We start from the raw sequence: 25,063 nt of genomic DNA on the forward strand, positions 1-25,063 counted from the left end.
AATCCCTTTACAAAACAAAAGAGATTACTGTTTAATTTAATTTTCATAAATTTGTTAATTAATTGATTATAATTTTTAATTGATTAGTGATTAAAAAGGGAATACAGTTTCTACTTTGCACGGTCTTAACTTAATTCCCTTTACTTTTTTCTTATTTTAAAATGAGGGTTTTGTCATGTAAATGGTAGCTTTTAATTATACTTAGGTTTTTAATTGTTTCTAATATTTGTGTGAGGTTTTGATTCTTTACTAAAACGCCTTTAAACTTGATATCTTCCAAGTTTTTATTCTCAAACTGAACATCGACATCGTACCATCTTGATATAATTTTCATAATATCTTTTAAAGCATCTCCTTTAAAACTAAAGATGCCATCTCGCCATGATATTTCAGATTGGACATCTACATTATTTATTGTGATATTATTATTTAATACGTCTAGGGTTAATTTTTGATTGGGAGTTAAATCTTTGCGATGGTCTTTAGAATCGACCACCACCTTACCCTCAACGAGTGTGGTGTAAATTTTAGATTCGTCTTTGTAGGCTTTTATATTAAATTCGGTACCAATAACTTGAACACTTTGATTCTGATTATTGACTTTAAACTTAGCTCCTGCATGTTTGCTACTCGGAGAAATATCAAAATATGCTTCACCATAAACCAGTTCCACTTCTCGTGTTTCTCCTTCAATAAATGCTGTTGGGAATTTTAACTGAGATTCTGAATTTAACCACACTTGAGATCCGTCTGCTAATTTCACAAAATACTGACCTCCTCTTGGAACAGTTAAGACGTTATATTTAATTTCTGAACTAGCTATAGTATCATTAATTGGTGACGTATTGTAAACAATTTTTTCACCATTACTTTCTAAACAATTTGTTTTATAATTTGTGTTATCTGTTAACACGACTTCGGTACCGTCTTCTAAAGTTAAAACCGCCTTATCTGTACCTGCAGGGATAGATTTTGAATCTACTATTATTTCTAAAGGCTCATATATTTCTGATGAATCCTTCTGCTGAGTAAGCATAAAGGTTACTGAAATAAGCAATACTATTGAGGCCGCTACAGCATAGTAGTTTAATTGAATTATTTTCTTTTTTGAAGCCTGCGTCTTTAAATTAAGTTCGGTCACAATATTTTGCCATAACCTTTCTGTGGTTTCATCAGTTTCACAACTTTCTGTTAAGGTAACTCCCATGTCTTCTAGGGTCCAACTATCGACCACTTCCTTTTCTTTTTCGGTAGCACTGTCATTAAAATAGCGTTGTAATAATTTGGTTACCCAAATTAATTCTAACCATTTTCTTTTATTAGTGTTCTTCATGTATATAAGAGTTCAGTGCTTTTAGGCATTCATCTATATATCGTTTCGAGGACACTTTTTTTTCCCTCCAAAGTCATTAACAAAACGTTAACTAAATCAAATGACTAATAATCAAGTTGTTGAAAAAATAAATTCCATAAAAAAACTAGAAAACGAGGATTTCACATGCACTTTGATAACATTTTAGTAATCTCACTATCAAATTTTCAGAATCAAAAACATATTATGTTTGCAACTATAAAGCACTCCCAACAAAATGCATCGTTCAGATCAGGATTTACTTAAAGCCATTTATGATAATAAAGACGAAAACGCGTTTAAAGTCTTTTATAATAGATATGCCAAATTATTATTAAACTGGGCTACGAAACGTACTGGAAATAGAGATCTTGCCGAAGATATTGTACAAAATTTCTGGGTTATTTTTTGGTCTAAATCGCATACCATTAAGACAGATGAATTTGGAGTAGCCAGAACCTATCTAATTCATTATTTCACATATCGCATGCTGGATTATCTCCGTACATCTGCTTCTAAATTTTCAGGTCACGAATTTGCTTTAGATACTGTAGAAAATGAAGAGAGTTACTTACACATTATTGAAGACATCCAGGTAAAAGACATGTTAGACATGATAGATCGCGTCTTAATTAACTTCCCGATACTAACTCAAGATATTTTTAGAAATATCTGGGAACATAATTGCTCGGTAAAAGAGACCTCCATCGCATATGGTGTAAGTGAAAAAGTGGTAAGAACACATTATAAAAAAGTACTCAGCTTAGTTCAAGTTCAAACAAAAGCATTTATAGGGATAAGCTCCAAATCTTTTAAAATTTTCCTAGAAATTCTCATCCTTGTTGGATTAATAAAATAAAGTGTTCTTAATCTTAAGGCGTTTCTTCTCGGACATTTTTGTAATTTAGAATGATTTTTCAGATGTTTATCCCGTCTAAATACTACAAATCTATTTCAGTATAAAACTAACGCAATCCATCTCTTAACCATGAAATGGCATCTTAAACGGCATATAACTCTGATTTGCTAGTCGAATTATCCAAAAAAAGCATCATAATTATATTATCTAGAATAATTCTAATTATTATTACATAAATTTATAGTTTATTTTCATAGACATTTAAAACACATGAATTTATAAGTACTTAAAATAAACAATTACAATGCAAAAAGATTTTTCAGAATATATTAAAGACTTTAAAGAGACTTTAAAAGATGTGTTTCATCAACGGTATGACATACATCAATTTAGCAAGGAACGCGGATTACCTCCTGTGGCTTTAAGAGATATCATGGCTAAATCTCCTTTATCTGTAGCTATCCCAGAAAATCATGGTGGAAGAGGTGTAAAAGTAAATGAATGCCTTAGAATGTTATCTGCGGCGTCATACGAATCTCTCCCTTTATCATTAACCTTTGGTATTAATATCGCTTTATTTTTAGAACCCGTAGCTAAATATGCTAATCCTGATATAAAGGAAAATATATTTAAACGCTTTCTAGAAAAACAAAACATGGGTGGTTTAATGATTACTGAACCCGATTTTGGTAGTGATGCTCTTGGTATGCAAACCTATAACGAAAAAGTAGGCGATCAATATCATGTTAAAGGAACAAAGCACTGGCAAGGACTAACGGGAATGGCCGATTATTGGCTTATTACGTCTCGTGGGAAAAACGCAAATGGAAATTTAAATAGAGATATAGATTTCTTTATTTGTGATGTTAATGAACCAAATCAGCAAATAGTAGTCGAAGAATATTACGACAACTTAGGTCTTTATATGATTCCTTATGGAAGAAATAAAGTAGATGTTCAAATCCCTTCTCAGTACAAATTAGAACCACATAGTTCTGGTGTTAAAATGATGTTAGATATTTTACACAGAAGCAGAATGCAGTTTCCGGGGATGGCTTTAGGTTTTATTCAAAGAATGTTAGACGAATCTATTAAATACTGTAATTCACGTATTGTTGGCGGAAAAAAATTATTAGAATTAGACCAAGTTAAATATCAGATTTCGACCATACAAAGTGCTTACACTATAGCCTCTGCCATGTGCTTTAGAAGTAGTACGAATAGTGGCATTGAAAATGATTTAGCGAATAGCGGTATAGAAGCGAATACCATGAAAGCTTATGTAACAGACCTGATGCAAGAAGCGGCACAAACTTTAACGCAATTATCAGGATCCAAAGGTTTTAAAATGGAAAACATTGGAGGAAGAGGTATTATGGACAGTAGAGCGTTTCAAATCTTTGAAGGCTCTAACGAAATGCTTTACACTCAAATTACAGAGATGTTTTTTAAACTCATGAAACGTAAGAAAGAGTTTAATATTTATAGTTTCTTAAAGGACTATGAGCTGACCACAAAATCTATTTCATATTTTAAAGAGTATTTGAATTTTAAAGTAGAAACAGATTTAAAACAAAGAAAGATGATTGATTTAGGGAAAGTTTTTTCTAGAATCATATCTCTTAATTTTGTGTTAGAAATGCAGGAAAAAGGATTTAGACAGGATTTAACAGCTAACTGTGTCGAATTACTAAAGCTAGATGTATCAAATCTAATCAACTCATTTAATTCTAAAAACACAGTGATACAGATTGAAGATTATAACGAAAATAGTGAGTGGTATAACTTTATCTAGTAGAGAACTATTAGAAGCATAGCATTGTTTGAGCAAGCGTATAGCATTAATTTAGAAGATTAATATTATACGCTTGTTCATTTTTAATTCATTTGAAAAATCAATATCACTTAGAAAGTGAATATTAGCTTGCTATCTTCATCTGTTTGAATTCTGATTTTATTTGCGCGATCCACGTTTTCAAGCGTTCATCTGTGAGTTGAGATTCGTTATCATGATCTAATGCCAAGCCATAAAACAAGGCCTCGTTATCTTCAATAGTTGCAACAGACTCTGTATAGGTATAGCCTTCTGTAGGCCAATAGCCAATAACTTTACCACCATTTTCAATGACTACTTTAGCGAGTATCCCGATACCATCTACAAAAAACTCCCCATATCCTATTTGATCGCCAAGCCCATAAATAGCCACTGTTTTATTAGTGAAATCTATGGTTTTAAAATCATCGAAAAAGTCTTCCCAATCACTTTGTAAATCGCCATCGTACCATGTGGGCAATCCCAAAATAAGCTGTTCGTACTTATTAAAATCGGAGACATTCGCATCTCCGATTTCAATGACATTCAAATTATTCTCTTCCCAAAAAGCTACGAGGTCTTTGGTTATATCGTCGGTGATCCCAGTATCAGATCCATAAAACAAGCCTATCTCTTCCATTGTAAACAGTTTAATAATGTTCTACGAAATTACATTATTTTTAATTAATCTAAATAAGAATAATTTATTATATTTAAAAAAAACTCATAATGTATTTCTATATTCCCATTTATAACAACACCATTGGCACTACTTATTTGATAAAAACGGATTTAGATGCGCTAACAGGCTCAGAAAAAATACAACTGCTATTAGGTGATATCGCGATGCTATTAGATGAAAACGAATTGGTACAACTATTAAAGACCATAGCCTCGGCTAAAAAAGGGTGTTCTTGCAAGGAGTGCAATGAAAACCACGATACCAAATCCCTTATATTTAAATCGGCTTACAGCACAGTACATTTTAAATCTAATAAGACTAATCTCGTGGCATTGCAAGACCTTATAAAAGGAACACTCTTCGAACTAGAACTTAGTTCAATTCTGCACCTTAATAATATTCCTTTATAAATCTAATTTGAACTAAAAACTCAGGGTTGTCAGTTTATAATAAAGTTGTTAATCATCGGATTTCAGGCTGCTAAAAAGGTTAAATTAAACCATAAAAAGGATGAATAAAAAAAACCTATGAACAGAGCGAATGACAGATTACAAAGCTGTATAAAGTGAATATGGGTTTTTATTCTTTATTCACAAGTTTTTGACTTTTTACTGTGTCGCTTACACTTATAAATCAAATGTAAAATGACTCCTTAATTTATACGATGTTCGTCTAAGGTTTTGTCCATTTCTAACATAAACAAAGTGCCACGTATTAAATCTTCCAATAATTTTAGTATTTGAAAATCAACTTTCAGGCAAATATCTAGTAATGGACCCGAACACCAAATTTTGTTGCACATTTCTCCTCCACAATCGTTACACTCACATGGTAATGGTTCTTCTAAAATCATGTTTAACATGTGATTTAGATCCTCTTTAGTCATAAATATCCCAACCGTATCTATTACTAGTTGAAGTACCTTATTAGAGTCCGGTTCATGATCTACAGTGTAACATGCTCCATAAGTATTCGTGTAGATTAAATCCATATGTTTCTTTATTTATATTTCAAATATACTTATTATTTTTATTAAGTCTAAATAAGTTTTGTTATTTTTGACTCAGAAATAGCTTCATTTATAAAGAAGTAAAATAGTGCTAAAAGATAATTTTAAAAGTATGTGCCATAAAGCAAAGGTCTTGAACCAGACCAAAAACGGGTATCTTGTATCATGCGAAACCTGTATGGTGTATCATTTAACTTTTGGTCATTTTTACCTCGAACTCACAGAAATGGAATTTGCCTATTTTGGTGCTTTTATTGATAAAATTGATGCAAATCATTGGGAAAACCCTTACTGCGATACACAGATAAAACGGAAAATCCCGATTCCTACAGAGCAACCCAATCTGTTCTTAATGCTGAATCGCACAGAGTTGGAAGAATTAAAGCGCCTTGTATTTTATAAAGAACCGGTAGACCCTTTTCATTTAATTGGCGTTGAAGAAGTTGATTACGATTATATTAAGAATTAAAAGCGTTTCCTTGAGTGATATAAAACGTTCTCACGGGAATTATGAATCGTATTTAATACTGGAATATAAAAAAGTAGATAAGCTATAACGTCATGGAATTAAGTCGTGCGCTTTTAACCAATTTTCGCAATTGTCTTTCCAATGTAAATGGATATCGTCTTTACTTAAACCAAAACCATGACCTCCCTTTTCAAACAGATGCATTTCTGTATCAATCTTATGTTTTTTTAAGGCCAAATAATAGTGGACACTATTTTCTACAGGCACCGACTTATCGTTTGTGGCATGCACTAAAAATGTTGGAGGTGTATTGTCATCTACTTGCAATTCATTAGAGTAATATAAAATGTTTTCTTCTGACGGATTTTCTCCTAATAGATGTACTCTTGACCCGTTATGTGTCAGCTCATTTTTCATTGAAATCACAGGATAAATTAAGATAGAAAAATCAGGTTTTGCACTCGTATTGTCAGACTCATAAACACGATCTTTATAATGTGTAGACAGCGTCGCTGCTAAATGTCCACCAGCCGAAAACCCTAAAACTCCTATTTTGTTAACATCCAATTTATAATCTGCAGCATGCCTCCTAATATAACGCATCGCTTCTTGTGCATCCTGTAAGGGACCGATGGTTTTTTGAGTCATTATCGCATCGCTAGGTAAACGGTATTTTAAAACAAAGGCCGTAATTCCAAGACTGCTTAACCATGCTCCAACTTTAGTTCCTTCCTTATGCATCGCCAAATGCTGATAACCACCACCTGGATAAATAACAACGGCCGTACCATTAGCAGTGCTTTTTTTTGGCGTAAAAACAGTTAGTGTTGGTATAGATACTTTAGATATTCTTACTAGTAAATCACCCTCATAAGTTGGTAGTTCTGTATAATTCGAATTACTAATAGCATATGGAATTTCTGATTCCCAAAGCGGAATCGTTTCAATCTTTTGACTATATAATGATATTGACATGGTTAAACTTAAGAAAAAAAAGAAACAATTGGTCTGTACGTTACTGTAGTTTTTTAATATCATATGATCCTGTTTTAACGGTTATCCCATACTCCCTGGAATTATTTTCTTTCTGCGTATACTACAGACTGTTTTTTAGATGTAGCGCAACACTACTAATTTAAGTACATTTTTATAAATACGTCTTTTATCACGTGATTAAAACCAGTCAAATAAATAAAGACAGAAAACATTAAAAAAAACAAAACATCTTTAAAAATCATCTGAGTAATTTTTAAAATTCACGCGTATATAAAACAAAAAAACCGCCTTAAAAGACGGTTTTAATAACGTATAGCATTTCGATTTTGTCTACCTTAAAATGATTGTTAGTAAACGCCTTTATTGTTTATTAACTTCAAAAACATAGGCTTCTCCGGGTTTAAGATCGATTGTAAAATTCTCTGATCCGTAAACCACTTTTTCTGAACCTCCTTCTTCTGAATAGAAGACAGCTTTTGTCAATTTTCCATCATTCCAAGTGATATCACATTCAATATCACCTCTCGCTTTAAGACCTGTAATACTTCCTTCGCTCCATGCTTTTGGTAACGCTGGTAACAAACGAATGGTTTCATTGTGAGATTGTAATAACATTTCTGCCATTCCCGATGTCCCTCCAAAATTTCCGTCAATCTGGAATGGCGGATGACTATCAAACAAATTCGTCAGCGTTGATTTTGCTAAAAGTGCTTGAATATTTTCATGTGCCTTTTCTCCATTTTGTAAACGTGCGTAGAAATTAATAATCCAAGCGCGACTCCAACCGGTATGTGCACCACCGTTTCCTAATCTTCGTTGAATGGTTTTTTGAGCGGCCTCAAAAAGTTCAGGAGTATCTGCTGTAATCTGTGCTAACGGATACAATCCAAGTAAATGAGACATGTGTCTGTGACCTACATTAACTTCTTCGAAATCTTTTATCCATTCCTGAATAGTCCCATTTTCCCCAATTTGTACTTCTGGTAATTTCTTTCTGATGGCTTCAATCTTTTCTGAGAATTGATGATCGATATCCAATATTTCTGAAGACTCGGTAATGATATCAAATAATTCATTGATAATCTGAATATCAATGGTAGAACCATAGGTTAAAACAGATCGTTCTTTTTTATCGCTTCCAGGAATAAAGAAAGCATTTTCTGGCGAATGAGATGGATTAGTTACCAGGTAACCTTCCGGTGATTCAACTAAAAAATCAACTATAAATTCTGCAGATCCTTTTAATACAGGGTAGATGTTACGTAGGTATTCTTTGTCTTTAGTAAATTCATAATGTCTATAAAGAGGAAACGTCATCCAAGGACCAGCAAGCGGAGATACACCCCAAACGCCATCTGCAACTCCGGTACGGCCAAAAGCATCTGTTAAATGATGTAAAGTCCACCCTTTAGTGCCATACATTTTCTGAGTCGTAACACCACCCGGAACGGTAAGTTTCTCCATAAAATTAGCAAGAAGTAAGCTCGTTTCTGGAAGATTACAAACCTCTGCAGGCCAGTAGTTCATTTGCAGATTAATATTGGTATGAAAATCGGCATTCCATGGTGCATTATAATGTTTATTCCAAACCCCTTGAAGGTTGGCTGGCAATTTCCCTGGTTTACGTGAAGATCCCATTAAAAGATATCTTCCATATTGAAAGTACGTAGCCATAAGACCATTATCCATTGCGCCGTCTTTAACACGGTTTAATCTCTCGTCTGTAGGCAATGTTGCTAAAGAATCTTGTCCTAATGTAAATGATACACGGTCGAACATGCCACGATGATCTTTAATATGTTCCTGTTTTAAATCTGCAAACGATTTATCGCCTATATTATTTAAAATCTTTTCAGATGTTAGACTCGGATTAACGCCTTCAGCAAGATCAAGGTTATCAAAATCATAGTTTGTCGTTGCAGAAAGGTATATGGTTACGGTTTTCACCTCATTACACGCTATGCCTTCATTTATATTTTCTAGTTTTCCCCCTTCATTTTTCACTTTAGCCATAGCAGCGAATTTCATATGGGCTCCTGCCGGACCTGCTTTTGGATTTAATGTATCTATAATTTGCCCTATCATTTTTATAGTTCCATTCGCTTCTGATTTTATCTCTACATCGCGTTCACGCTTTAAAGCGATATCGACATTAAAAGGCTTAGTTGCCGAGATACGAACCACAATAACATTGTCTGGTGCCGATGCAAAAACTTCTTGCTTTACAAGGTTATCTTCAATTTCATATGTAGTCGTAGCGATCCCTGAATGTAAATTTAGCTCTCTTTTATAATGCTTTGCTTTACTTTTCCAATGGTAATCTAACATCAAATCTCCAAACGTCTGATAAGAACGGACCTTAGGAGGCGTTCCCACCATATGATCCGCAGCCATTTTTCCCGCTTTTTTAAAATCACCATCAAATATTAGTTGTCTAATTTCTCCAAGATGTTCTAACGATTCTGGATTATTATTATCGACTTTACTTCCTGCCCACAGGCTTTCTTCGTTAAACTGAATACGCTCGGTTTCGGGGTTCCCAAATATCATGGCTCCCAAACGTCCATTTCCTACAGGTAAGGCATCCTCCCACTCTACAGCTGGCTGATTGTACCATAAACTGTATTCAAAACCGGGTTCTTTTTCGAGCTTAGAACACGAGCAAAATACAATTAAGGTGATAAAAAGAAAAGTTGTTACTTTCATTGGTTTATTAGTTTAGATGTTGGATTAATCTTTTATAGTTAGTTATATTTTGTAAACGGCTTAAGTTCTGCGCTTAATTTCTTTACAGTACTTAAATAGTCTGGATTATTGGCAAGATTGACTATTTCGTCTGGATCATTTTCATGATCGTATAATTCAGAACCAGCGGCTCCTGCGTTCCACTCTATATAGCGCCATCTTTTAGTACGAATCGTATATCCTTGTGCATTTGGACCATGATACACCTGTGATATCGCTGGCTTATCCCATTTATAGTCGGATTCTTTTAAGAAAGGCACTAAACTTTTCCCGTCTAATTCTGCTGGGACTTTGTTTCCTGTCACATCTACTAAAGTGGGGTATAAATCCAATAATTCTACTGGGGCGTCTACAACCTTATTATGTTCATTCACGCCGTATCCGGCTAGTATTAAAGGCACTCTTACCGAACGTTCAAAGTTTTTACGTTTATACCACAACCCTTTTTCTCCTAGAAAGTAGCCGTGATCTGACCAAAATACGACTATAGTATTTTCAAGCAAGTCATTTTCTTCTAGCGCATCCAGTAGTTTTCCCACTTGTGCATCTACAAAAGATATACTTGCATAATAAGCTTGTTTACATTTTCTAGCTTCGTCTACCGTGACATCATAATAAAAAGGCCATCCAAGGGTATCGCGTTGTATCGCCATCGCCGGCACATCTTCAAGGTCGCGCTTGGCTTCCTCCAAATCGGGCATTGTTATGTCTTCTATAGGATATAAGTCGAAGTATTTTTTAGGTGCTACGTAAGGACAATGCGGATTAAAAAACCCGGCCGCAATAAAAAAGGGTTTGTCTTTATTTCTCTGAATCATTTCCACGGCTCTATCGGCAACCATCCCATCTGTATGCTCATTATCTTCGCTAACAGGATCCCAATAGGCCATAGAGATGCCTAATCGTCCTTTTTTACCGGTTATACCACCTGGAAAACGAATAATACTGTCTTCATGAATTTTATCTATACCGGCTGGATTAAATTTCTCATCCCAAGTCAGCGGATCATCGTGTCCATCGGTACCTATATCTCCTGGGTTTCCATGATGAAATATCTTTCCAACTCTTCCTGAATAATAGCCCTTATTTTTGAAAAACTGTCCGAGTGTTACCACATCTGGCGTTAGCTTTCGCAAGTCGTCTCGCAAATTTACAAAGCCTGTTGTATTGGGTCTTAATCCGCTCATAACACTAGCTCTACTCGGTCCACAAAGTGCTTGTTGCGCATAGGCCTTATTAAAACGAACTCCCATTTTAGCAAGTCGGTCTATATTTGGTGTTTGTACCAGATCGCTTCCATAACATCCAATATCTATATTTAAATCGTCTGCCGAAATAAATAGAATATTAGGAGTTAAAGGTGCGTCTTCAGCACATGAAAATAAAGTAAACACAGTTAAAAAAAACAGCCCTAGAATACCATATGTATTGGATTTAATGTCGAATATTTTCATGAAACTTCTTTAAAATTTTTTAAGGTCTTTACACTGAAATTTGCCCATTAGATTACTGCTTAGCATAGGTTATACGCTGACAGTATATGAAATATGGCTAGTGTTTGAATTTTAAAGATATATAATCTCTTTTAATTTTATTCACTAAACGCCTTAACAGAGGATATTTATCAAAAAAAACAAAAAATGATGTTTATATCTAACCAATTTATATAGTTTTCTTACAAAATAGGTGCGACACCAATTTTGAAGTGTTGCAGTTTTTGATTAAAAAGCTTATCTTTTTATATATAAAAAAGCTTACAAAATCCTTATTTTGAATTTTGTAAGCTCGGACTAAGAGTAAATCGTGTTTTTCAAAAAACGCTTAGTTTTATATTTTTGTATTATAGAATTGTAATTCTTTTTCTAGTTGTTTTATTTACTTAAAGCTTTTATAATTCGATCTTCATTAATAACTATATCTCTAAATAACACATGAGGAAATTCTTTATATTTCGATAATTTAAAAGCATCAGAAATATTTAAGAGTGTGGAGGCTGTAATTAATGATAAATTCATTTCAGTGTCCATTTCGCAATCTGTAACAAAATCATCACTAAACTCTGGTGCGACTAGTAATATCTTAACGATGCGAAGGTTGTTTTTAAGTGCAACATTTTGATAGGACTTTAACTGTCTTGACACCGTACTAAATTTATTATAACCTCTTTCTTTACTTGTTTTACATTCAACAATAATAACTTCATCATTGCCTAAATTTAAGAGTATATCAATCATGTCCTTTTTTGTATTTAATTCATTTTTAAATACTTCATCAACATTAAAACCTAAACTTTGAAATATGAATGAAGTTAATTCTTCAAACTTCAAGCCTAACTCACTTTCCTTTACTATAATTCCATTTTCTTTTAATAAATTCAAATTACGATAAGCAACATTTTCATAATTTTCTAAGTATAAATTTTCAACATCTTTATAATGTTCCAAGATATTTAAAATATCATCTCCTCTTTGTTTAACTCCATTATCTTTAATAAATTTGGTTAAATTTTCCTTCTCGATTAAATCTAAAATATCTCTTGGCTTTATGTTGTAATCTAACAGAAAATCGGCCTTTAAAACATATTCATCTTGTAATTCAAATTGATCTTTAATTTGCTTATTTAATTTTGGTAAAGACAGATTTAGCTCTGTTAATAATTTATCAAAACCATCAATAGAAATCCCCACTTTCTCATCTCGTTCTACATTTTCGAAGTGTTCAATTAAACTACTTATTTTGTCTTCAAGCACACTTCCTTTTAAATTACTTATACCTAAGCCTTTCTCACAAAGCTCATTTAATGTTTTTTTCTTGTCGGTTAAATTACCTCCTACTTTATAGATATCTTCTAAAAGTAGATTAGTAAAAGAAACTCCTTCTTTTATTATTTCTTCGATTTTAACAGAGTATGATAACTTTCTATCTATGTTATGGTCCTTACAAATTTGATTTATTATAGGTTCTCTTAATAGTTTAAGCGTTCTACGATAAAATTTCTCAGCAACTTCCTGCTGTCTTACTTTTCTCAACATCCTTACCATCTCGTCTGCCACGTAAATAGTATTTTCCTTGTTAGAATAAAAAATTACACCTATATTTTTTAAACTCTTGATAACCTCTTGTATTTCGAGTTTTTTAACCGGTAAAATTGAATAATTAATTAACTTTTCCTCTTCTTGAGAAAGATCCAGCTGATGAGCTAGAGTAAGTATAATAGATAACTCATCTGAAGTTATTTTAGCTTCCCTATTATTATCGACATCATTGTAATAAGCGGTTTGTAAACAAGCCTTATAAATTTTATAATCTCTAACCCTTGATGCACTTAATTCTGATGTATCTTTATCAAAATCGGCATTTAGATTTTTAATTTTAGTTTTTAAATGCTTGATCTCATTTTCATATAAACGAGAAAACCAATCTTGTTTCATTATACAGTTTCCATCTCTAATGATAATATCAATTAATAAATCCAATTGAGATGTAATTTCTTGAAATTCACAATTAATTTGCTCTTGAAATTCTTTTTCAGTTAACTCAAATATGGTAGATATATTTTGATTATCGACTGATTTTAACCCTTTATCTGTTGAGCTTAAAATTTTATTTATCTCCTTAATATTTCTGGGATTTTTAGATATGATATTATCTATTATTTTGATAAAGGAATTTTTTTCAATTGATCCTAATTTATCTAATATCTTTTCTAATTTCATAAAGCTTAAGTTTAAGTGACTGGTTTCTAGTTAGTGGTTAATGATTGGTTTTTAAACAAAAAAGAATCATATTACAATTAGGGTATAAGATATTCCTTTAATGTAGACAAAAAAAGAGGTTTCCCGTAATTAGGGTTTAATTTCGTTTAAATACTATTTAAATTCGCTAAATCAACTTATAAAAAACTAAAAATCAATGCGTTTACAAAGGAATCACAAGTTCATTCTTCTGATTTATCCCGAATGCTTTGTGGAAAACATATATCTTGATGACAACTTAGGATTAATAAACCATTACCAGAGTTCCTAAGTATTAACGTGCTCCTGAATAAATATGAAAACAAAACCATTAATAAAATAAAAAACATCTTTCTAATACGGGCTTAGCGTATTATTATGCCGCATACCTGTATTATACAGCTATTGATAAAAATTACGAAAAGGAACTGATCTCCGAATTCTATCAATTTAAAATAGATTATCCCGAGAGTAATATACGCCATTTATAGCACCCGAAATTTCTGAAATTGTAGCATTTATAAACAAATAAGACGAGCCGCAGAAACATTAGCGATTCCTTAGCATATCTTAATGGATAGTAGCGGACAAATAATTAAAAAGCAAGTAAGTGGGCCTTCTAAAATTGAAAAACTAAAAAGTCATTTAGATTAAAATATTATCATCTACAACGGTTACTTGTTTATCATAGACTGCTATAAAAAATTCATTTCTGGTCGAGAACCGTGTAAATATTAGCCTACTTTGTTGCATAAAAAAAGCCCATAGCATCAATCCCTTGACGCTATAAGCTTAATAGTATACTACTCTTTATCTTGAAGAGCGGACCTGTTTTTAAATTCGTTTTGGTAGTCTTAAACTTCTCTTATTTTTGATTATCGCTTAACCAAGGGTGTTTAAATTCTTTTGCTTTAGTCAACTCCTGTTTTAATCGCTCGCGATCTAATTCTAATTCCGAATATTCGAAACGTTCAAAAAGAAGATTATAAGCTGATTGATGAAATCCGTACGTTTTTAATACATCGAAATCTTTTTTTGCCTTTTCAGAATTCAGATTTTCGTTATCAAATTCAATGGCTAGAAGATGCACTAGAGTGTCGTTTACAAACTCATTTTCAGAAATGGGTTGTATTTTATCTGCTTGTAAAGCGTTAAATTCTTTGAGTATGACATATACCATAGCATCATTCTTTTCTACTTTTCTACGCTTCCAAAATTCGGTATAATATTTACTCTGTAAGTCGGGCTTGTTGTAGGTTAGTTCTAAACTATCCATAACCGCTTTAAAATTTCGTTTGATATAAACGCCTTCAATTAAAAATGCATTATCGCTTTTAGAAATCAGGTTTTCTAGTTTATTATAACCTAATTTTTTAAAAGATTCATGAATCATTTTTAAATTCGCAGGCTTTCTTATCCATGTGTTTTTTGTCCAATCGCCGTGTCTTAAAGCAGAAAACGAAGCACCATGTTCGGTATAAAATTCCGGTTCCGTTTTCTCTTTTCGCACACAAGATGTGAGTAATACTGTTAAAGCTAGAAAGATTAGTAGAGGCTTCATTTTGTGGTCTTAATGTGGTGTAGTGAAATGGAATTAGAGTAACGTTAACCAAATTAACCTATCTTAATCCCATGTATATAAGCCTTTAATCCTGAGGTTTATAATAGTTTTTTTGAAGCCACAACCTAATTTCCTTTCGCAAAGACACTTCAGGTTTTGGCAACGGAATGGTTTGTCCGAATTGCTTGCTTCTTGTGAATTTTGAATAGTTCGCTTTATGCTTTTTCCAAACTTCCGGATACAATTCTAAGAACATATTAAAAAAACTTTGTTCGCTAACTATGCCTTCTATTTTAGAAAGTACTTCTTTAAATTTTTGATCTTGATCTATAAACATGTAAATAGTATTCAGTAATAAATAAAACTATGTGCTTTTTTAATTTTAGTGTGGGTAAGGTGTTACACAAAACAAATATAAACGATAATCCAGTAGTGTTTCTAGATATTAGCGCTTTTTAGTTTTTATATAAAAACTAAAAATGCTGTTCTTATTTTTCCATAAAACAAGTGTAATATTTTAATAGAACGTACGTATTCCCTACTCTATTATCTATTAGCCTCAGTATTCTTTTCCATAGCATTATAGCTAATCCAAGATTTTAATCTGGCCACGTAAAACATCTCGAGATAATTCTTAGATAAAAAGATGTTCGACCAATCAAAGCGTTGTGCCTGAATCCCAAGATAAAACACATGAACTGCCAACCCAGCTTTAGGAATTAATTTCAATGTGCTATCAGATAAAATTTTAATACTTTGGTAACCGTCTAAAAAGTGTTTCTTTTTCAGTTCATATATAGTCTTGTCGGCTTCAATATGAAATAATTGTTTACAGAAATATCCGATATCTAAAACTTGTGCCCCATTTCCACAAAAATCAAAGTCATAAATGGTAACGTCTTTTTCCTGTGTAATCGCCATATTATCGTACCAAATATCCATATGAACCACGCCGGTTTGCGTATCCTCAAAATCGGATGTCTGATAGAAATCACGAATCCCTTTTATAAATTCCATGGCTGGCAAGGTCTCTGAAAAGAAGGGTTTCAAATGTTCGTAAGCGTATTCTATAAGTGATTTTTTGTCGTAAGATATGCGGGCGATCTTTGAATTAGCAGTCAGTTTATGAATCTTAGCCATTAACTCACCAATTAAAAAACATGTGTCTTGGTCGATAAATCTAATTTTATCGCCTTCAGCAAACGAAAACAGCACGACATACCTAATCCCTTCAGGAGCTTGAATCTCCTGAATGTATGCTCCATTTTTATCTGGAATAGGAAAAGAAACACTTAAATTATTGTTATGCAAAAGATTTAAAAGTGCGACCTCTTCATTAATTTCAGATTTTGACCTCCAATTATGACTATACACCCGCAACACGTATTTTGTTTCGTTGTCCGAAAGCATATACGTGTGGTTCATTCCTGTCCGGAACAATTTACAGTCGTAATTGTCATGAAATCCGTATTGTTCTTTTGCAAATGTGCCCAACTCTTTTTCTGAAATTGTAGAGGCTAGTACAGGAAATACTTTCATTGTTGTAATGGTAGCTACGTTATTAGGATTGGTTTGTTGTATGTATTAGCGACGAATGTATGGAATTAAAAACAGACATTAATTAGTCACGCTATTGCAACCCCTATTTAGTACGGCTCAAATATTGTTTTGGTTATTCCATCAGAGTTTTCTTCCACCAAATTTTCCCCATCTTTATAAAACGTAAATATCTGTCCGTGTTCCTCTAGGTACCGAATCCGATATTGATTATTTCCAAGATTACTCCAATGCCATCCCAGTTCAAAAAGGATAATTCCACATTCTTCAGGAAAATCAGCTGTAATTATTTTGTCGCCTTGAATAGATTTATCGGCTGTATATTCTGTGTACAAATGGGGTAGGCATATTGGTAAATCGACTTGTATGTTGGATTCATACTTTTCTATCGCTCTCCATTTTCCGATAATGATATCGGTTTGTGCTTCTGAATTATCATTGCCTGAACAAGACGAAAGCATTAATAAGGCCATTACAATCCCATGAAATAGTATAACTTTTTTAATTGACATAATGTGTTTTAAGTTGATCGCCATATGTTTAGGCATACAATAATTGGGGTTTGTTTGCGAGGGTTTTTGGAAGGAAAATCAGACGTTAGCAAACAAGCAATTAACTTTGGTTTAGCTAAAACTAGCATTTTTTGATACCGTGTTCTGGTTAGTGTTTTTTTTTATTCCGTTTAGTTTTTAACTCTTATTCGGTCAATTCTATAATTGAATAGTTGTGTTTGTTTTTAATAATCCTAATATCTTATTTCGATCAACAATATCATCGTAAAAAATCCAATTTGATATTGTTCCAGTTGATTTTTTATATCGTTTTTCTAATGCAGTGGTATTTCTGTTTATCCAAGCATCGTTGCTCAAGTTATTCAAAATTTCCGTAATTAATTTGTCCGCATATTCATCATCAATTTCCGCCCAATTTTCGATTTCAGGTGTAGTTAATAATTCAATAAAATTTTTCAAATTGGTACTTCTCCAATAGTTTCGTAAAAAGTCTTCGTCTATCTTTAATGAAGATAGTTTATTAATTTTTTCAAGAGTTTTTTGAGCGGATTCCTTTCCGTTTTCAAATCCGATTATTAATTCCTTTATTTTACTTTTTAGTTCTTTCATTGTCGGTTTATGACATTTAGTACAACGTTAAATATAAGGCAAGTTGGACAGAAAATAAGAGATTACTTTCAGTTTAGCCATAAGCCAAATCTTTTGTATTTTGTATTAATTTTTCTTTTTTAATACCATCAAAAGATTTGGCGACTTTGCAAATAGACAACTGCTTTTGAATTAAGCACTAATCGCCCAATTTGCTATATATAGTATTAGGCAATGTTATTTCCGTACAAGTATTTTCCATCAGCAATTTTATTCACATATTTTAGAGGCCCTTTTTTTATATCTACAGACCAAAATTCATCATTTGGCTGAACGTAAATTAATATAAATAAGTCATATATGTCATTAGGCTTAATTTTAGCCTTGGTAGTTTCTAATTCTTTAAAAAATAAACTTAGAACACCTTCGAATAATTCTATTTGTGACCAATCAAACTCATTTGAAAGATTTATTCCTGTCTGTGATTTTACTATGAATGAAATAAAATCTCTATTAATAACTTTAGAATCTAACTTTTCATAGGTATGAGTAGTGCTTTTTCGAATTTTTTCTGATTCCTTATTTATTATGTTACATAAATCAACAAATACTGTTTCACGTCTTTTTTTATAAGATTTAAAGTTACTTTCGTTTATTCCTTGTCCGTTTGCAATAGCATTTGTTATGTGTAACATATCTATATGCTTTTCGGGAGAATTATATTGAAAATCATCAGTATCCATCTTTTTTAAATATATAAGTGGTGGGTCATATATCTTCATCGCTGACATCTGCATCATTCGTTGGATAACAACCCTTGATTTTCCAATATCACTTAAAATCAGATTAGATTTTGCTATTTCATCAATGTTGATGAATGATAATGTCAAAGGAGAATTTAAAGATGATAATTCGAATTCTGTAATTTCTTTTTCCATTAAACCTCTCCAAATATTGGTATCACATATAGTCTTCATTTGAATCAGTTTTTAATATTGCACCTAACATCTTTTATAAACACAAATATAACCGATAATCATGTCGCACTTCCGGATATCAGAACTTTTTAGTTATTATATAAAAAAGCTAAAAACACCATTATTTTGATGTATTGCCTTAGATCTAAAAATATTTAATGTTTTTTTTACTAAGCGTTATGCTTCGCTTTTTATTCAATCGGTTTTATTATTTCGATAGTTTCTTTCTTTTCAGGTGGATTTTTTATTCTAACGTTAATTTTTTTATAATTCCACGTGTCATTACTTCGATCTGCAGAAATGTCTAGCATGGCTTTTCCACTTTCGAAAGTAATTTTTATTGTTGAATTGACTGATTTATTGTCATCAGAATAATGAACAGAACCATTAAGTATCGTCATGTTGTTAATCGGCTCGACTGCTCCTAAAACTGCTTTCACATGTTCATTCAGTTTAACTTTTTCTAATGCAACATCATAAAGTTTTGGGTCTGCATAGGCTTTTGAATAGTCGCCTAAATTTCCGCCTAAGCCAGAGGAAAATAATAAAAATATAAAAAACAGAAGCATTCCAACCACAGGAACAAACCATTTCCAATTCAGTTGCCACCAGCTTTTTTGCTCAATTAAATCATTATTCATTCTGTCTGTTTAAATGTCTTGTCCTGAAATATAGCTACAGTTAAAATTGCTTTTAGGCAGATAATTGATATACCATATTTGGTGTTTTATAATCTAAAGATAAATGAATTGGTATGTCCCCGTATAGATTAATTGCATTTTTTATAGCCCTTTTAGCGTGTTAGACGTCAGTAAAGATCTGGTTCAGGTAAAATTCATCGTTTAGAATTCCAGAACCCCATTTCGTGGCGGCTATGTTTCAACACTTTTTATAGCTGTGTTAAAATCTATAACCAGCACTTAATCCTAACTTTGCAACCTGATTATGGTCTGTTTTGTCGGCATTAAATAAAAGTTTCCCCCATCCCAAATTTGCTTCAAAAATAAAACCACTTTTAGTCACCCATTTACTTCCGAAACCTATTCCCAGAGACATATCGATTACATCGGGTTCTTCATTAGGCGTCAAATTTCCGTTTATGTCGGTTATTTGTTTTCCATCGGTCGAATTTAACATGGTAAAACCTTCGAGAAAAAAACCCGAGGCATATTTTTTTCCAAAATATCTTCTGTAATATGGTGAAATGGTAAAATTTGTATCCTCGTTATTATCCTTAGAATACACCGTTAAAGCAGAAATTCCCAAAGCCGATTTTTGGTTTAAAATTCTTTCATAAGTCATTTCAAAAGTTCCAAATAAAAGTGTTGCTGCATTCAGCTTTATTTCATTCTTTTTTTCGATTAGACTTACTGTAGTATCCATTTGAGCATTCATAGCAAAACAGGACAATAGTAATACAATGACTACGTAATTTTTTTTCATAAAAATAGGATTAATTGTTCTCGTTAAACTTATACCAATTTGATTTTCAATACTGTTAACAAAATCAATAGCAAAAGTTAAATTAAACACAAAACAAATACATCTCAATTACTAGATTTGGCAGACCTCCCAAAGGTCTATCCTAAAAAAGGATTACAGGTTAACTATATAATTAGACCCTTAATTGATATGCCAATTTGGGATGTTATAGTCTAAAGATAAATTTAGAAACTGTTATTTCTAAACGATGTGTTCTCAGTCCTATTTCATACACAAATAATGCGCTGGGTATAATTTAGGTTATCAGAAATATATAGGTTATTTTCATAGTAAATTTTAATTTTTTATGATAAGACCTGAGCTTCCTGAGAATGAATGTAATAGACAATTAGCAGTAAATAAATACCAGCTAATAGATACTTTACCAGAGGAAAGTTATGATAATATTACAGATTTGATGGCCTACATTTGCGATGTACCGATATCGTTAGTAACGTTATTGGACCGAGATCGTAATTTTTTGAAATCACATTACGGCATACCTTTCAATGAAACGACTAGGGATCTTTCCTTTTGTGGACATGCCATTAATTCTGATGATTTACTTACTGTTATCGAGGATTCGAGACTAGACGAACGGTTCCATGACAACCCTTTGGTACTCGAAAATAATATTGTTTTTTATGCAGGAGCGGCTTTAGTAAATCCTGAAGGTTATAAATTAGGAATGCTTTGTGTTTACGATACCAAACCAAGAACATTATCGGAGGAGCAAAAAAAGGCATTACTTGCCATGGCAAAACAAGTCACTATGCTCATGGAACAGCGATATCAAAATATTTTGCTTAATGAGTTACAAGACAAATTAAAACAAAGAAATGAAGATTTAGAGAAATTTGTAAGGGTGGTGTCTCACGATCTTAAATCGCCTTTAGCCAATATTATTTCTTTAACGGAATTGCTTGAAGATGAAAACCAAGGAAATCTAAATGAAGAATCTCAGCACTATTTAGAATATCTTAAATCGTCTTCTTATTCTTTAAAAAATTATGTCGACGGCCTACTAAAGTACTATAAAAGTGATGAATTATCCAATCATACCGTAGAAGACATAGTAGTTCAAGATCTTTTTGATGAATTAAAAAAAGTGACCAATCCAGAGAAAAGTGTTGTTTTTCATCTTGAAGGCAATGCGACAGCACTTGAAGCAAATAAATCGGCTTTAATGCATGTTTTAATTAATTTGGTCTCAAATTCTATAAAATATAACAGTAAACCAAAAACAGAAATTACTATTACTATTTCGGAAAATGAATCTGATTATGCCTTTTCGGTCCAAGATAATGGAGATGGTATTCCTGAAGAATTTATCGATAAAATCTTTAATCTTTTTACTGTTGTTGGTAGAGAAGATAAGTACGGAAATATTGGTACTGGTATTGGCTTAGCTTCGGTAAAAAAAATTATAGATAATCTTGGTGGAGACATAAAGGTGACATCTACATTGGGCGTAGGTAGTACATTTTTATTTACCATTTCAAAAAAATAAACTGGCAATTTGCATCCATTATTTCAATTATTAAAACAGTAATTCCCTACCCTATATTATAACCGATCAGGTTTTAAAGCCTGCCGTATTCTAAATGTAACGTGAGCGACATCTATGTACTATGGTTGTTTCGTTTCTTTAGGATTAGGTTAGGACTAGGCAGATAAAAAGAAGATTATTTAGACCTCAAAAAATAGAAATATATCATTTGGCAGGTCATATTTATTTAATAATCTACAATTTTATGTGCAACCATTTTTCCTCAGGAACATAAAGTGTAATACATATTGAACGCCGTTTTGATTAAGCTACAAACGACAATTTTTATATACTGTGATGTGCAAAGTGTTTCTTTATATTTCTTCTATAATCGATTTTCCTTTTGATTGGTCACCAGAAGTCCATTTCCAAGTTTCGTGAAGTCGGATTTTTCCATTTTCTAAAATTTCGGGTTCAGAAACACAAATCCCTGTCATTAATTCATCTTTTTTATTGACTTGATGATAACGCATTTCAATACGTCCATTTTCGTCTACTAATCCAATTAAATGTCCTTTTTTAATTTGTCCACCGCAATATTCCGAAGTCAGAATTTTGCCATTTTGTTTGTATTCAAAAATGGTTTCTTTTGTCGTTTCTCCGTTTTCAGAGTTCTGTATGGGTCTAAATTTCCTGTTGTCGTAATTTATTTTCAAATTTGTATTTTATTCTGTTAATGCTAAATTTATCCATTTAATCTCTTTAGATACCGGATGTAAACATCTTGGGTCATTTCCGTTTCCTTATTAAACGCTTGTAGTAGATCTTCTCTGGTTTTAAGGATGCCTGGCATACTTTCATCAATCACGTATAAAAACCTCAAGGCGGCAAGCTGGGCACCTCGAATTCCTCCCCCCATTGCAGCAAAAGTATATCCCATTTTTCTTTGATTTTTTTGTTCTTTTATGTCATTCGATACACCTGCTTTAATAACCAAATATTCACCATCCGAAATCAAAGGTGCATACCAGATTTGCATCTTGACTTTTTACAGTTAGCATACAGCGTGTCTCCTAATGAATACGCCCATATTTCTTTATCGTTTTTTTGGACATTGAATTATCTTCTGACTCAAGTTTGAAATCATTCCCGCCATTCTTCTTAATATCTCCCTGGGTTCTTCTGAGGAGTTTCAAATCCAACTGACGAGATCGAGTCCGGTTTAAAATTTCATTAAAGCTCATGTATGCGCCTTTAGTGAAACATTAATATAATTGTAGTGCGTTTTTTATTCGATTACTTTTTTAAATTTTAGTTTTTCTTCATTCAGTTCAATTAGTTTACCTTTCTTTAATCGAAGTTTTAGATTATTAAATTCAATCCATCTTCCACTTGATAAAGCAATACTTATATTATCGGTTTTATTTAATGATCGAGAATTCAGAATTAGCGTATCACTTTCGTTTTTCCACAAACCTTCTGTAAAATCTGAACCGTGTCCTTTATTTAACCAAAATTTGAATGTTCTGTCGCCTTTTAGGACTAATTTCATTTCGAATTTGCCTTTATCACGACCTTCGAATTTTCCGTAGAATGATTTTGTTTTTATATTCGGTGGTTGAATTCCCAACAAAGAATACATTCTGTCATTAAATACTTTGATGAAGTTTTCGTCTCGATATGAATCAGTACAACTATGACAAAATTTTAAATTAGTTATCTCAATATTATTTAATTTAATAGTATCAATCATTTTATCAGGACAACCTGAATAACCTCCAACACCACTAATTAAAATTCTTTTTCCATCATTAAACAATTCAGTTGCAATTTGGTCAATTCGCTCTTCTAGCCATTTTATATCTTTATCTGAAAATTGAAAATCATCTTTGAGTGAATTATATCCTTTCAAACTTCCGATAGTGTTTAAGTCAGTCTTTAGTAATCTGCTATCGGGTTTGTAAACAGAATCAAAGTTGAGATTTTTCGGAATGTAATTCATTAAGTCATAATACTCTTTTTCAAATAGAGTTGATGATTCGGGATTTTGAGCAAAAATTAATGTGCTAAAAACAAAACTTAATATGAAAACAGTTTCTTTCAAATGTTGGGTAACAGATTTGTATATAGCTCGTAGCATGCAAATTAACGACAACTATTCGGTTGAGCACGAGCCGAATTTTTTAATTTTTTTATTACCCTTTTTATCAATTAGACAAATTAAAAAATTTGGCGGACTAGCAAATATATCTTAGCTTAGATTAAGCATCTAATTAGATATGAGCTACATACGGTGTTAGCAATAGTTATTCCTTTTATCCAAATCGAGTATCTAACTTTGGCGATATTGTTTCTTTAAGCGATTCCTTGTATTCTTCAAAAAACTTTTCAGTTAATTTCTTTAATCTGTCAGTAACTGCATCAAGGTCGGAACTTTCGAAAATCAATAAATGAGAATTTCCATATTTATGAAATGACCTTGTAATTAAAACTTCCGAATTTTGAACTTCTTCAATTTCAATTTCATCATTTGCGAGCTTTCCTTCAAATAATCTGCCCTCAATGAGTACAATTGGAAAATAAAAGGCGCACGTATTTTTACGCTCATTAATTTTTTGAGAAAAATATTCACAAGCTTTCGTTACAGATTGAACTGCCTCAAAAGATTTATCGACGCCTTTGTGAAATGCTGTTTGAAGTGAATATCCAATACTTCTATTGTTTTTAAAAAAAAGGTCTGATTTATAATTATTTTGTCGATTTATAGTTTTAATAAAATCATTTCCATTTTTAGTAAAATAGACAGGTAGCTCATCTCCAATATGGTTTAAAAGTTTATCGTTCTTTAAAACAATCCAAGGTTTATCATATGATTTTTTACATTCAATGACAAATGTAATATATGTCCAAGTACCGTTTATTTTTTCAAACTTACTCGCAATAATATCAGTTTCACGGAATTTTTCCGTCTCAAAATCTTGATAATATACAGATTGTGCAACTTCAAAATTTTCTTTTAATAATGAATTGACAAACTTCATTTCAAGTGGAAATCCACCTTTTAGCAACCAATCTTTTATTTTGTCTTCCAATTATTTTTGTTTTAATTATTGCCAACTTCTTTTATAAAAACAAATATAACCGATAATCGTTTCTCACTTCCGGATATCAGAACTTTTTAATTGTTATATAAAAAAGCTCAAAACACCATTATTTTGATGTATTGCCTTAGATCTAAA

At 32.1% G+C, this 25,063-nt stretch carries 25 protein-coding genes; 5 read left to right on the top strand and 20 right to left on the bottom strand.

Features of this window, described 5'->3' with window-relative positions; all coding sequences use genetic code 11:
* Positions 1 to 151: 151 nt before the first annotated feature.
* The gene (locus ACFFVB_RS12560) at positions 152 to 1,333 is read right to left on the bottom strand and encodes a FecR family protein (protein ID WP_382383244.1); all 1,182 of its coding nucleotides are present in this window, start codon (positions 1,331 to 1,333) and stop codon (positions 152 to 154) included.
* A gap of 256 nt (positions 1,334 to 1,589) precedes the next feature.
* On the opposite strand from ACFFVB_RS12560, the gene ACFFVB_RS12565 reads away from it, so the two are divergent.
* On the top strand, positions 1,590 to 2,210 hold the full coding sequence (locus ACFFVB_RS12565; RefSeq protein WP_382383246.1) for an RNA polymerase sigma factor: 621 nt from the start codon (positions 1,590 to 1,592) through the stop codon (positions 2,208 to 2,210).
* A 304-nt stretch (positions 2,211 to 2,514) separates the two neighbouring features.
* Complete coding sequence (locus ACFFVB_RS12570; RefSeq protein ID WP_382383247.1) at positions 2,515 to 4,005, top strand: acyl-CoA dehydrogenase family protein; 1,491 nt, start codon at positions 2,515 to 2,517, stop codon at positions 4,003 to 4,005.
* A 124-nt stretch (positions 4,006 to 4,129) separates the two neighbouring features.
* Here the strand turns inward: ACFFVB_RS12570 and ACFFVB_RS12575 are convergent, their stop codons facing one another.
* Complete coding sequence (locus ACFFVB_RS12575; RefSeq protein ID WP_382383249.1) at positions 4,130 to 4,663, bottom strand: flavodoxin; 534 nt, start codon at positions 4,661 to 4,663, stop codon at positions 4,130 to 4,132.
* A gap of 89 nt (positions 4,664 to 4,752) precedes the next feature.
* Between ACFFVB_RS12575 and ACFFVB_RS12580 the strand changes: the two genes are divergently transcribed.
* Positions 4,753 to 5,115 (top strand): hypothetical protein, encoded by a 363-nt coding sequence (locus ACFFVB_RS12580; protein ID WP_382383250.1) that lies wholly within the window; start codon positions 4,753 to 4,755, stop codon positions 5,113 to 5,115.
* Positions 5,116 to 5,357: 242 nt separating this feature from the next.
* On the opposite strand, the gene ACFFVB_RS12585 is transcribed toward ACFFVB_RS12580, so the two are convergent.
* Positions 5,358 to 5,696, bottom strand: coding sequence for a hypothetical protein (locus ACFFVB_RS12585; RefSeq protein WP_382383252.1), 339 nt, complete (start codon positions 5,694 to 5,696; stop codon positions 5,358 to 5,360).
* A 130-nt stretch (positions 5,697 to 5,826) separates the two neighbouring features.
* Here ACFFVB_RS12585 and ACFFVB_RS12590 point away from each other — a divergent pair, with 130 nt between their 5' ends.
* Positions 5,827 to 6,183: a DUF6686 family protein gene (locus tag ACFFVB_RS12590; protein WP_382383253.1), complete on the top strand. Its 357-nt coding sequence runs from the start codon at positions 5,827 to 5,829 to the stop codon at positions 6,181 to 6,183.
* Between the two features lie 90 nt (positions 6,184 to 6,273).
* Here ACFFVB_RS12590 and ACFFVB_RS12595 read toward each other — a convergent pair whose 3' ends face one another.
* The 12 genes from ACFFVB_RS12595 to ACFFVB_RS12650 form a co-directional block, all read right to left on the bottom strand.
* Complete coding sequence (locus ACFFVB_RS12595) at positions 6,274 to 7,158, bottom strand: alpha/beta hydrolase (protein ID WP_382383254.1); 885 nt, start codon at positions 7,156 to 7,158, stop codon at positions 6,274 to 6,276.
* A gap of 381 nt (positions 7,159 to 7,539) precedes the next feature.
* The gene (locus tag ACFFVB_RS12600) at positions 7,540 to 9,885 is read right to left on the bottom strand and encodes a glycoside hydrolase family 95 protein (protein ID WP_382383255.1); all 2,346 of its coding nucleotides are present in this window, start codon (positions 9,883 to 9,885) and stop codon (positions 7,540 to 7,542) included.
* Between the two features lie 38 nt (positions 9,886 to 9,923).
* A complete protein-coding gene (locus ACFFVB_RS12605; RefSeq protein ID WP_382383257.1) occupies positions 9,924 to 11,378 on the bottom strand; it encodes a sulfatase in 1,455 nt (484 codons plus the stop codon).
* Between the two features lie 417 nt (positions 11,379 to 11,795).
* Positions 11,796 to 13,640: a hypothetical protein gene (locus ACFFVB_RS12610; protein ID WP_382383259.1), complete on the bottom strand. Its 1,845-nt coding sequence runs from the start codon at positions 13,638 to 13,640 to the stop codon at positions 11,796 to 11,798.
* A gap of 883 nt (positions 13,641 to 14,523) precedes the next feature.
* The gene (locus tag ACFFVB_RS12615; RefSeq protein ID WP_382383261.1) at positions 14,524 to 15,219 is read right to left on the bottom strand and encodes a hypothetical protein; all 696 of its coding nucleotides are present in this window, start codon (positions 15,217 to 15,219) and stop codon (positions 14,524 to 14,526) included.
* Between the two features lie 85 nt (positions 15,220 to 15,304).
* Complete coding sequence (locus ACFFVB_RS12620; RefSeq protein WP_382383263.1) at positions 15,305 to 15,556, bottom strand: hypothetical protein; 252 nt, start codon at positions 15,554 to 15,556, stop codon at positions 15,305 to 15,307.
* 209 nt (positions 15,557 to 15,765) lie between these two features.
* Complete coding sequence (locus tag ACFFVB_RS12625) at positions 15,766 to 16,758, bottom strand: phosphotransferase (RefSeq protein WP_382383265.1); 993 nt, start codon at positions 16,756 to 16,758, stop codon at positions 15,766 to 15,768.
* Between the two features lie 107 nt (positions 16,759 to 16,865).
* A complete protein-coding gene (locus tag ACFFVB_RS12630; protein WP_382383267.1) occupies positions 16,866 to 17,288 on the bottom strand; it encodes a hypothetical protein in 423 nt (140 codons plus the stop codon).
* Between the two features lie 198 nt (positions 17,289 to 17,486).
* On the bottom strand, positions 17,487 to 17,897 hold the full coding sequence (locus tag ACFFVB_RS12635) for a hypothetical protein (protein ID WP_382383269.1): 411 nt from the start codon (positions 17,895 to 17,897) through the stop codon (positions 17,487 to 17,489).
* A 206-nt stretch (positions 17,898 to 18,103) separates the two neighbouring features.
* Positions 18,104 to 18,853: a hypothetical protein gene (locus ACFFVB_RS12640; RefSeq protein ID WP_382383271.1), complete on the bottom strand. Its 750-nt coding sequence runs from the start codon at positions 18,851 to 18,853 to the stop codon at positions 18,104 to 18,106.
* A 191-nt stretch (positions 18,854 to 19,044) separates the two neighbouring features.
* Positions 19,045 to 19,494 carry a cytochrome c oxidase assembly factor Coa1 family protein gene (locus ACFFVB_RS12645; protein WP_382383273.1) on the bottom strand — a complete coding sequence of 150 codons (450 nt, stop codon included), beginning with the start codon at positions 19,492 to 19,494 and terminating at the stop codon, positions 19,045 to 19,047.
* A 259-nt stretch (positions 19,495 to 19,753) separates the two neighbouring features.
* Entirely contained in the window at positions 19,754 to 20,296 is a 543-nt protein-coding gene (locus tag ACFFVB_RS12650; protein ID WP_382383275.1) for a DUF3575 domain-containing protein, read from the bottom strand.
* 346 nt (positions 20,297 to 20,642) lie between these two features.
* On the opposite strand from ACFFVB_RS12650, the gene ACFFVB_RS12655 reads away from it, so the two are divergent.
* Entirely contained in the window at positions 20,643 to 21,845 is a 1,203-nt protein-coding gene (locus ACFFVB_RS12655; protein WP_382383277.1) for a sensor histidine kinase, read from the top strand.
* Between the two features lie 353 nt (positions 21,846 to 22,198).
* On the opposite strand, the gene ACFFVB_RS12660 is transcribed toward ACFFVB_RS12655, so the two are convergent.
* The 5 genes from ACFFVB_RS12660 to ACFFVB_RS12680 all read right to left on the bottom strand — a co-directional run bounded on the left by ACFFVB_RS12660 (position 22,199) and on the right by ACFFVB_RS12680 (position 24,916).
* The gene (locus ACFFVB_RS12660) at positions 22,199 to 22,540 is read right to left on the bottom strand and encodes an avidin-fold protein (protein WP_382383279.1); all 342 of its coding nucleotides are present in this window, start codon (positions 22,538 to 22,540) and stop codon (positions 22,199 to 22,201) included.
* Positions 22,541 to 22,569: 29 nt separating this feature from the next.
* The gene (locus tag ACFFVB_RS12665; RefSeq protein ID WP_382383281.1) at positions 22,570 to 22,863 is read right to left on the bottom strand and encodes a DUF6563 family protein; all 294 of its coding nucleotides are present in this window, start codon (positions 22,861 to 22,863) and stop codon (positions 22,570 to 22,572) included.
* 34 nt (positions 22,864 to 22,897) lie between these two features.
* Complete coding sequence (locus tag ACFFVB_RS12670; RefSeq protein ID WP_382383283.1) at positions 22,898 to 23,068, bottom strand: DUF6563 family protein; 171 nt, start codon at positions 23,066 to 23,068, stop codon at positions 22,898 to 22,900.
* Between the two features lie 44 nt (positions 23,069 to 23,112).
* Positions 23,113 to 23,928, bottom strand: a complete 816-nt coding sequence (locus ACFFVB_RS12675; protein ID WP_382383285.1) for a hypothetical protein — start codon at positions 23,926 to 23,928, stop codon at positions 23,113 to 23,115.
* A 211-nt stretch (positions 23,929 to 24,139) separates the two neighbouring features.
* Positions 24,140 to 24,916 (bottom strand): hypothetical protein, encoded by a 777-nt coding sequence (locus ACFFVB_RS12680; protein WP_382383287.1) that lies wholly within the window; start codon positions 24,914 to 24,916, stop codon positions 24,140 to 24,142.
* Positions 24,917 to 25,063: the final 147 nt, after the last annotated feature.

Source organism: Formosa undariae, from assembly GCF_042427615.1.
Lineage (GTDB): Bacteria > Bacteroidota > Bacteroidia > Flavobacteriales > Flavobacteriaceae > Formosa > Formosa undariae.

Excerpts from the sequence above, each read along its gene's own strand:
- ACFFVB_RS12670 (WP_382383283.1), bottom strand. The coding sequence starts at position 23,068 with ATGAGCTTTAATGAAATTTTAAACCGGACTCGATCTCGTCAGTTGGAT.
- ACFFVB_RS12595 (WP_382383254.1), bottom strand. The coding sequence starts at position 7,158 with ATGTCAATATCATTATATAGTCAAAAGATTGAAACGATTCCGCTTTGG.
- ACFFVB_RS12610 (WP_382383259.1), bottom strand. The coding sequence starts at position 13,640 with ATGAAATTAGAAAAGATATTAGATAAATTAGGATCAATTGAAAAAAAT.
- ACFFVB_RS12565 (WP_382383246.1), top strand. The coding sequence starts at position 1,590 with ATGCATCGTTCAGATCAGGATTTACTTAAAGCCATTTATGATAATAAA.
- ACFFVB_RS12575 (WP_382383249.1), bottom strand. The coding sequence starts at position 4,663 with ATGGAAGAGATAGGCTTGTTTTATGGATCTGATACTGGGATCACCGAC.
- ACFFVB_RS12590 (WP_382383253.1), top strand. The coding sequence starts at position 5,827 with ATGTGCCATAAAGCAAAGGTCTTGAACCAGACCAAAAACGGGTATCTT.
- ACFFVB_RS12585 (WP_382383252.1), bottom strand. The coding sequence starts at position 5,696 with ATGGATTTAATCTACACGAATACTTATGGAGCATGTTACACTGTAGAT.
- ACFFVB_RS12650 (WP_382383275.1), bottom strand. The coding sequence starts at position 20,296 with ATGAAAAAAAATTACGTAGTCATTGTATTACTATTGTCCTGTTTTGCT.
- ACFFVB_RS12645 (WP_382383273.1), bottom strand. The coding sequence starts at position 19,494 with ATGAATAATGATTTAATTGAGCAAAAAAGCTGGTGGCAACTGAATTGG.
- ACFFVB_RS12560 (WP_382383244.1), bottom strand. The coding sequence starts at position 1,333 with ATGAAGAACACTAATAAAAGAAAATGGTTAGAATTAATTTGGGTAACC.
- ACFFVB_RS12630 (WP_382383267.1), bottom strand. The coding sequence starts at position 17,288 with ATGTCAATTAAAAAAGTTATACTATTTCATGGGATTGTAATGGCCTTA.
- ACFFVB_RS12625 (WP_382383265.1), bottom strand. The coding sequence starts at position 16,758 with ATGAAAGTATTTCCTGTACTAGCCTCTACAATTTCAGAAAAAGAGTTG.
- ACFFVB_RS12600 (WP_382383255.1), bottom strand. The coding sequence starts at position 9,885 with ATGAAAGTAACAACTTTTCTTTTTATCACCTTAATTGTATTTTGCTCG.
- ACFFVB_RS12655 (WP_382383277.1), top strand. The coding sequence starts at position 20,643 with ATGATAAGACCTGAGCTTCCTGAGAATGAATGTAATAGACAATTAGCA.
- ACFFVB_RS12605 (WP_382383257.1), bottom strand. The coding sequence starts at position 11,378 with ATGAAAATATTCGACATTAAATCCAATACATATGGTATTCTAGGGCTG.
- ACFFVB_RS12620 (WP_382383263.1), bottom strand. The coding sequence starts at position 15,556 with ATGTTTATAGATCAAGATCAAAAATTTAAAGAAGTACTTTCTAAAATA.
- ACFFVB_RS12570 (WP_382383247.1), top strand. The coding sequence starts at position 2,515 with ATGCAAAAAGATTTTTCAGAATATATTAAAGACTTTAAAGAGACTTTA.
- ACFFVB_RS12640 (WP_382383271.1), bottom strand. The coding sequence starts at position 18,853 with ATGAAGACTATATGTGATACCAATATTTGGAGAGGTTTAATGGAAAAA.
- ACFFVB_RS12615 (WP_382383261.1), bottom strand. The coding sequence starts at position 15,219 with ATGAAGCCTCTACTAATCTTTCTAGCTTTAACAGTATTACTCACATCT.
- ACFFVB_RS12635 (WP_382383269.1), bottom strand. The coding sequence starts at position 17,897 with ATGAAAGAACTAAAAAGTAAAATAAAGGAATTAATAATCGGATTTGAA.
- ACFFVB_RS12580 (WP_382383250.1), top strand. The coding sequence starts at position 4,753 with ATGTATTTCTATATTCCCATTTATAACAACACCATTGGCACTACTTAT.
- ACFFVB_RS12665 (WP_382383281.1), bottom strand. The coding sequence starts at position 22,863 with ATGCAAATCTGGTATGCACCTTTGATTTCGGATGGTGAATATTTGGTT.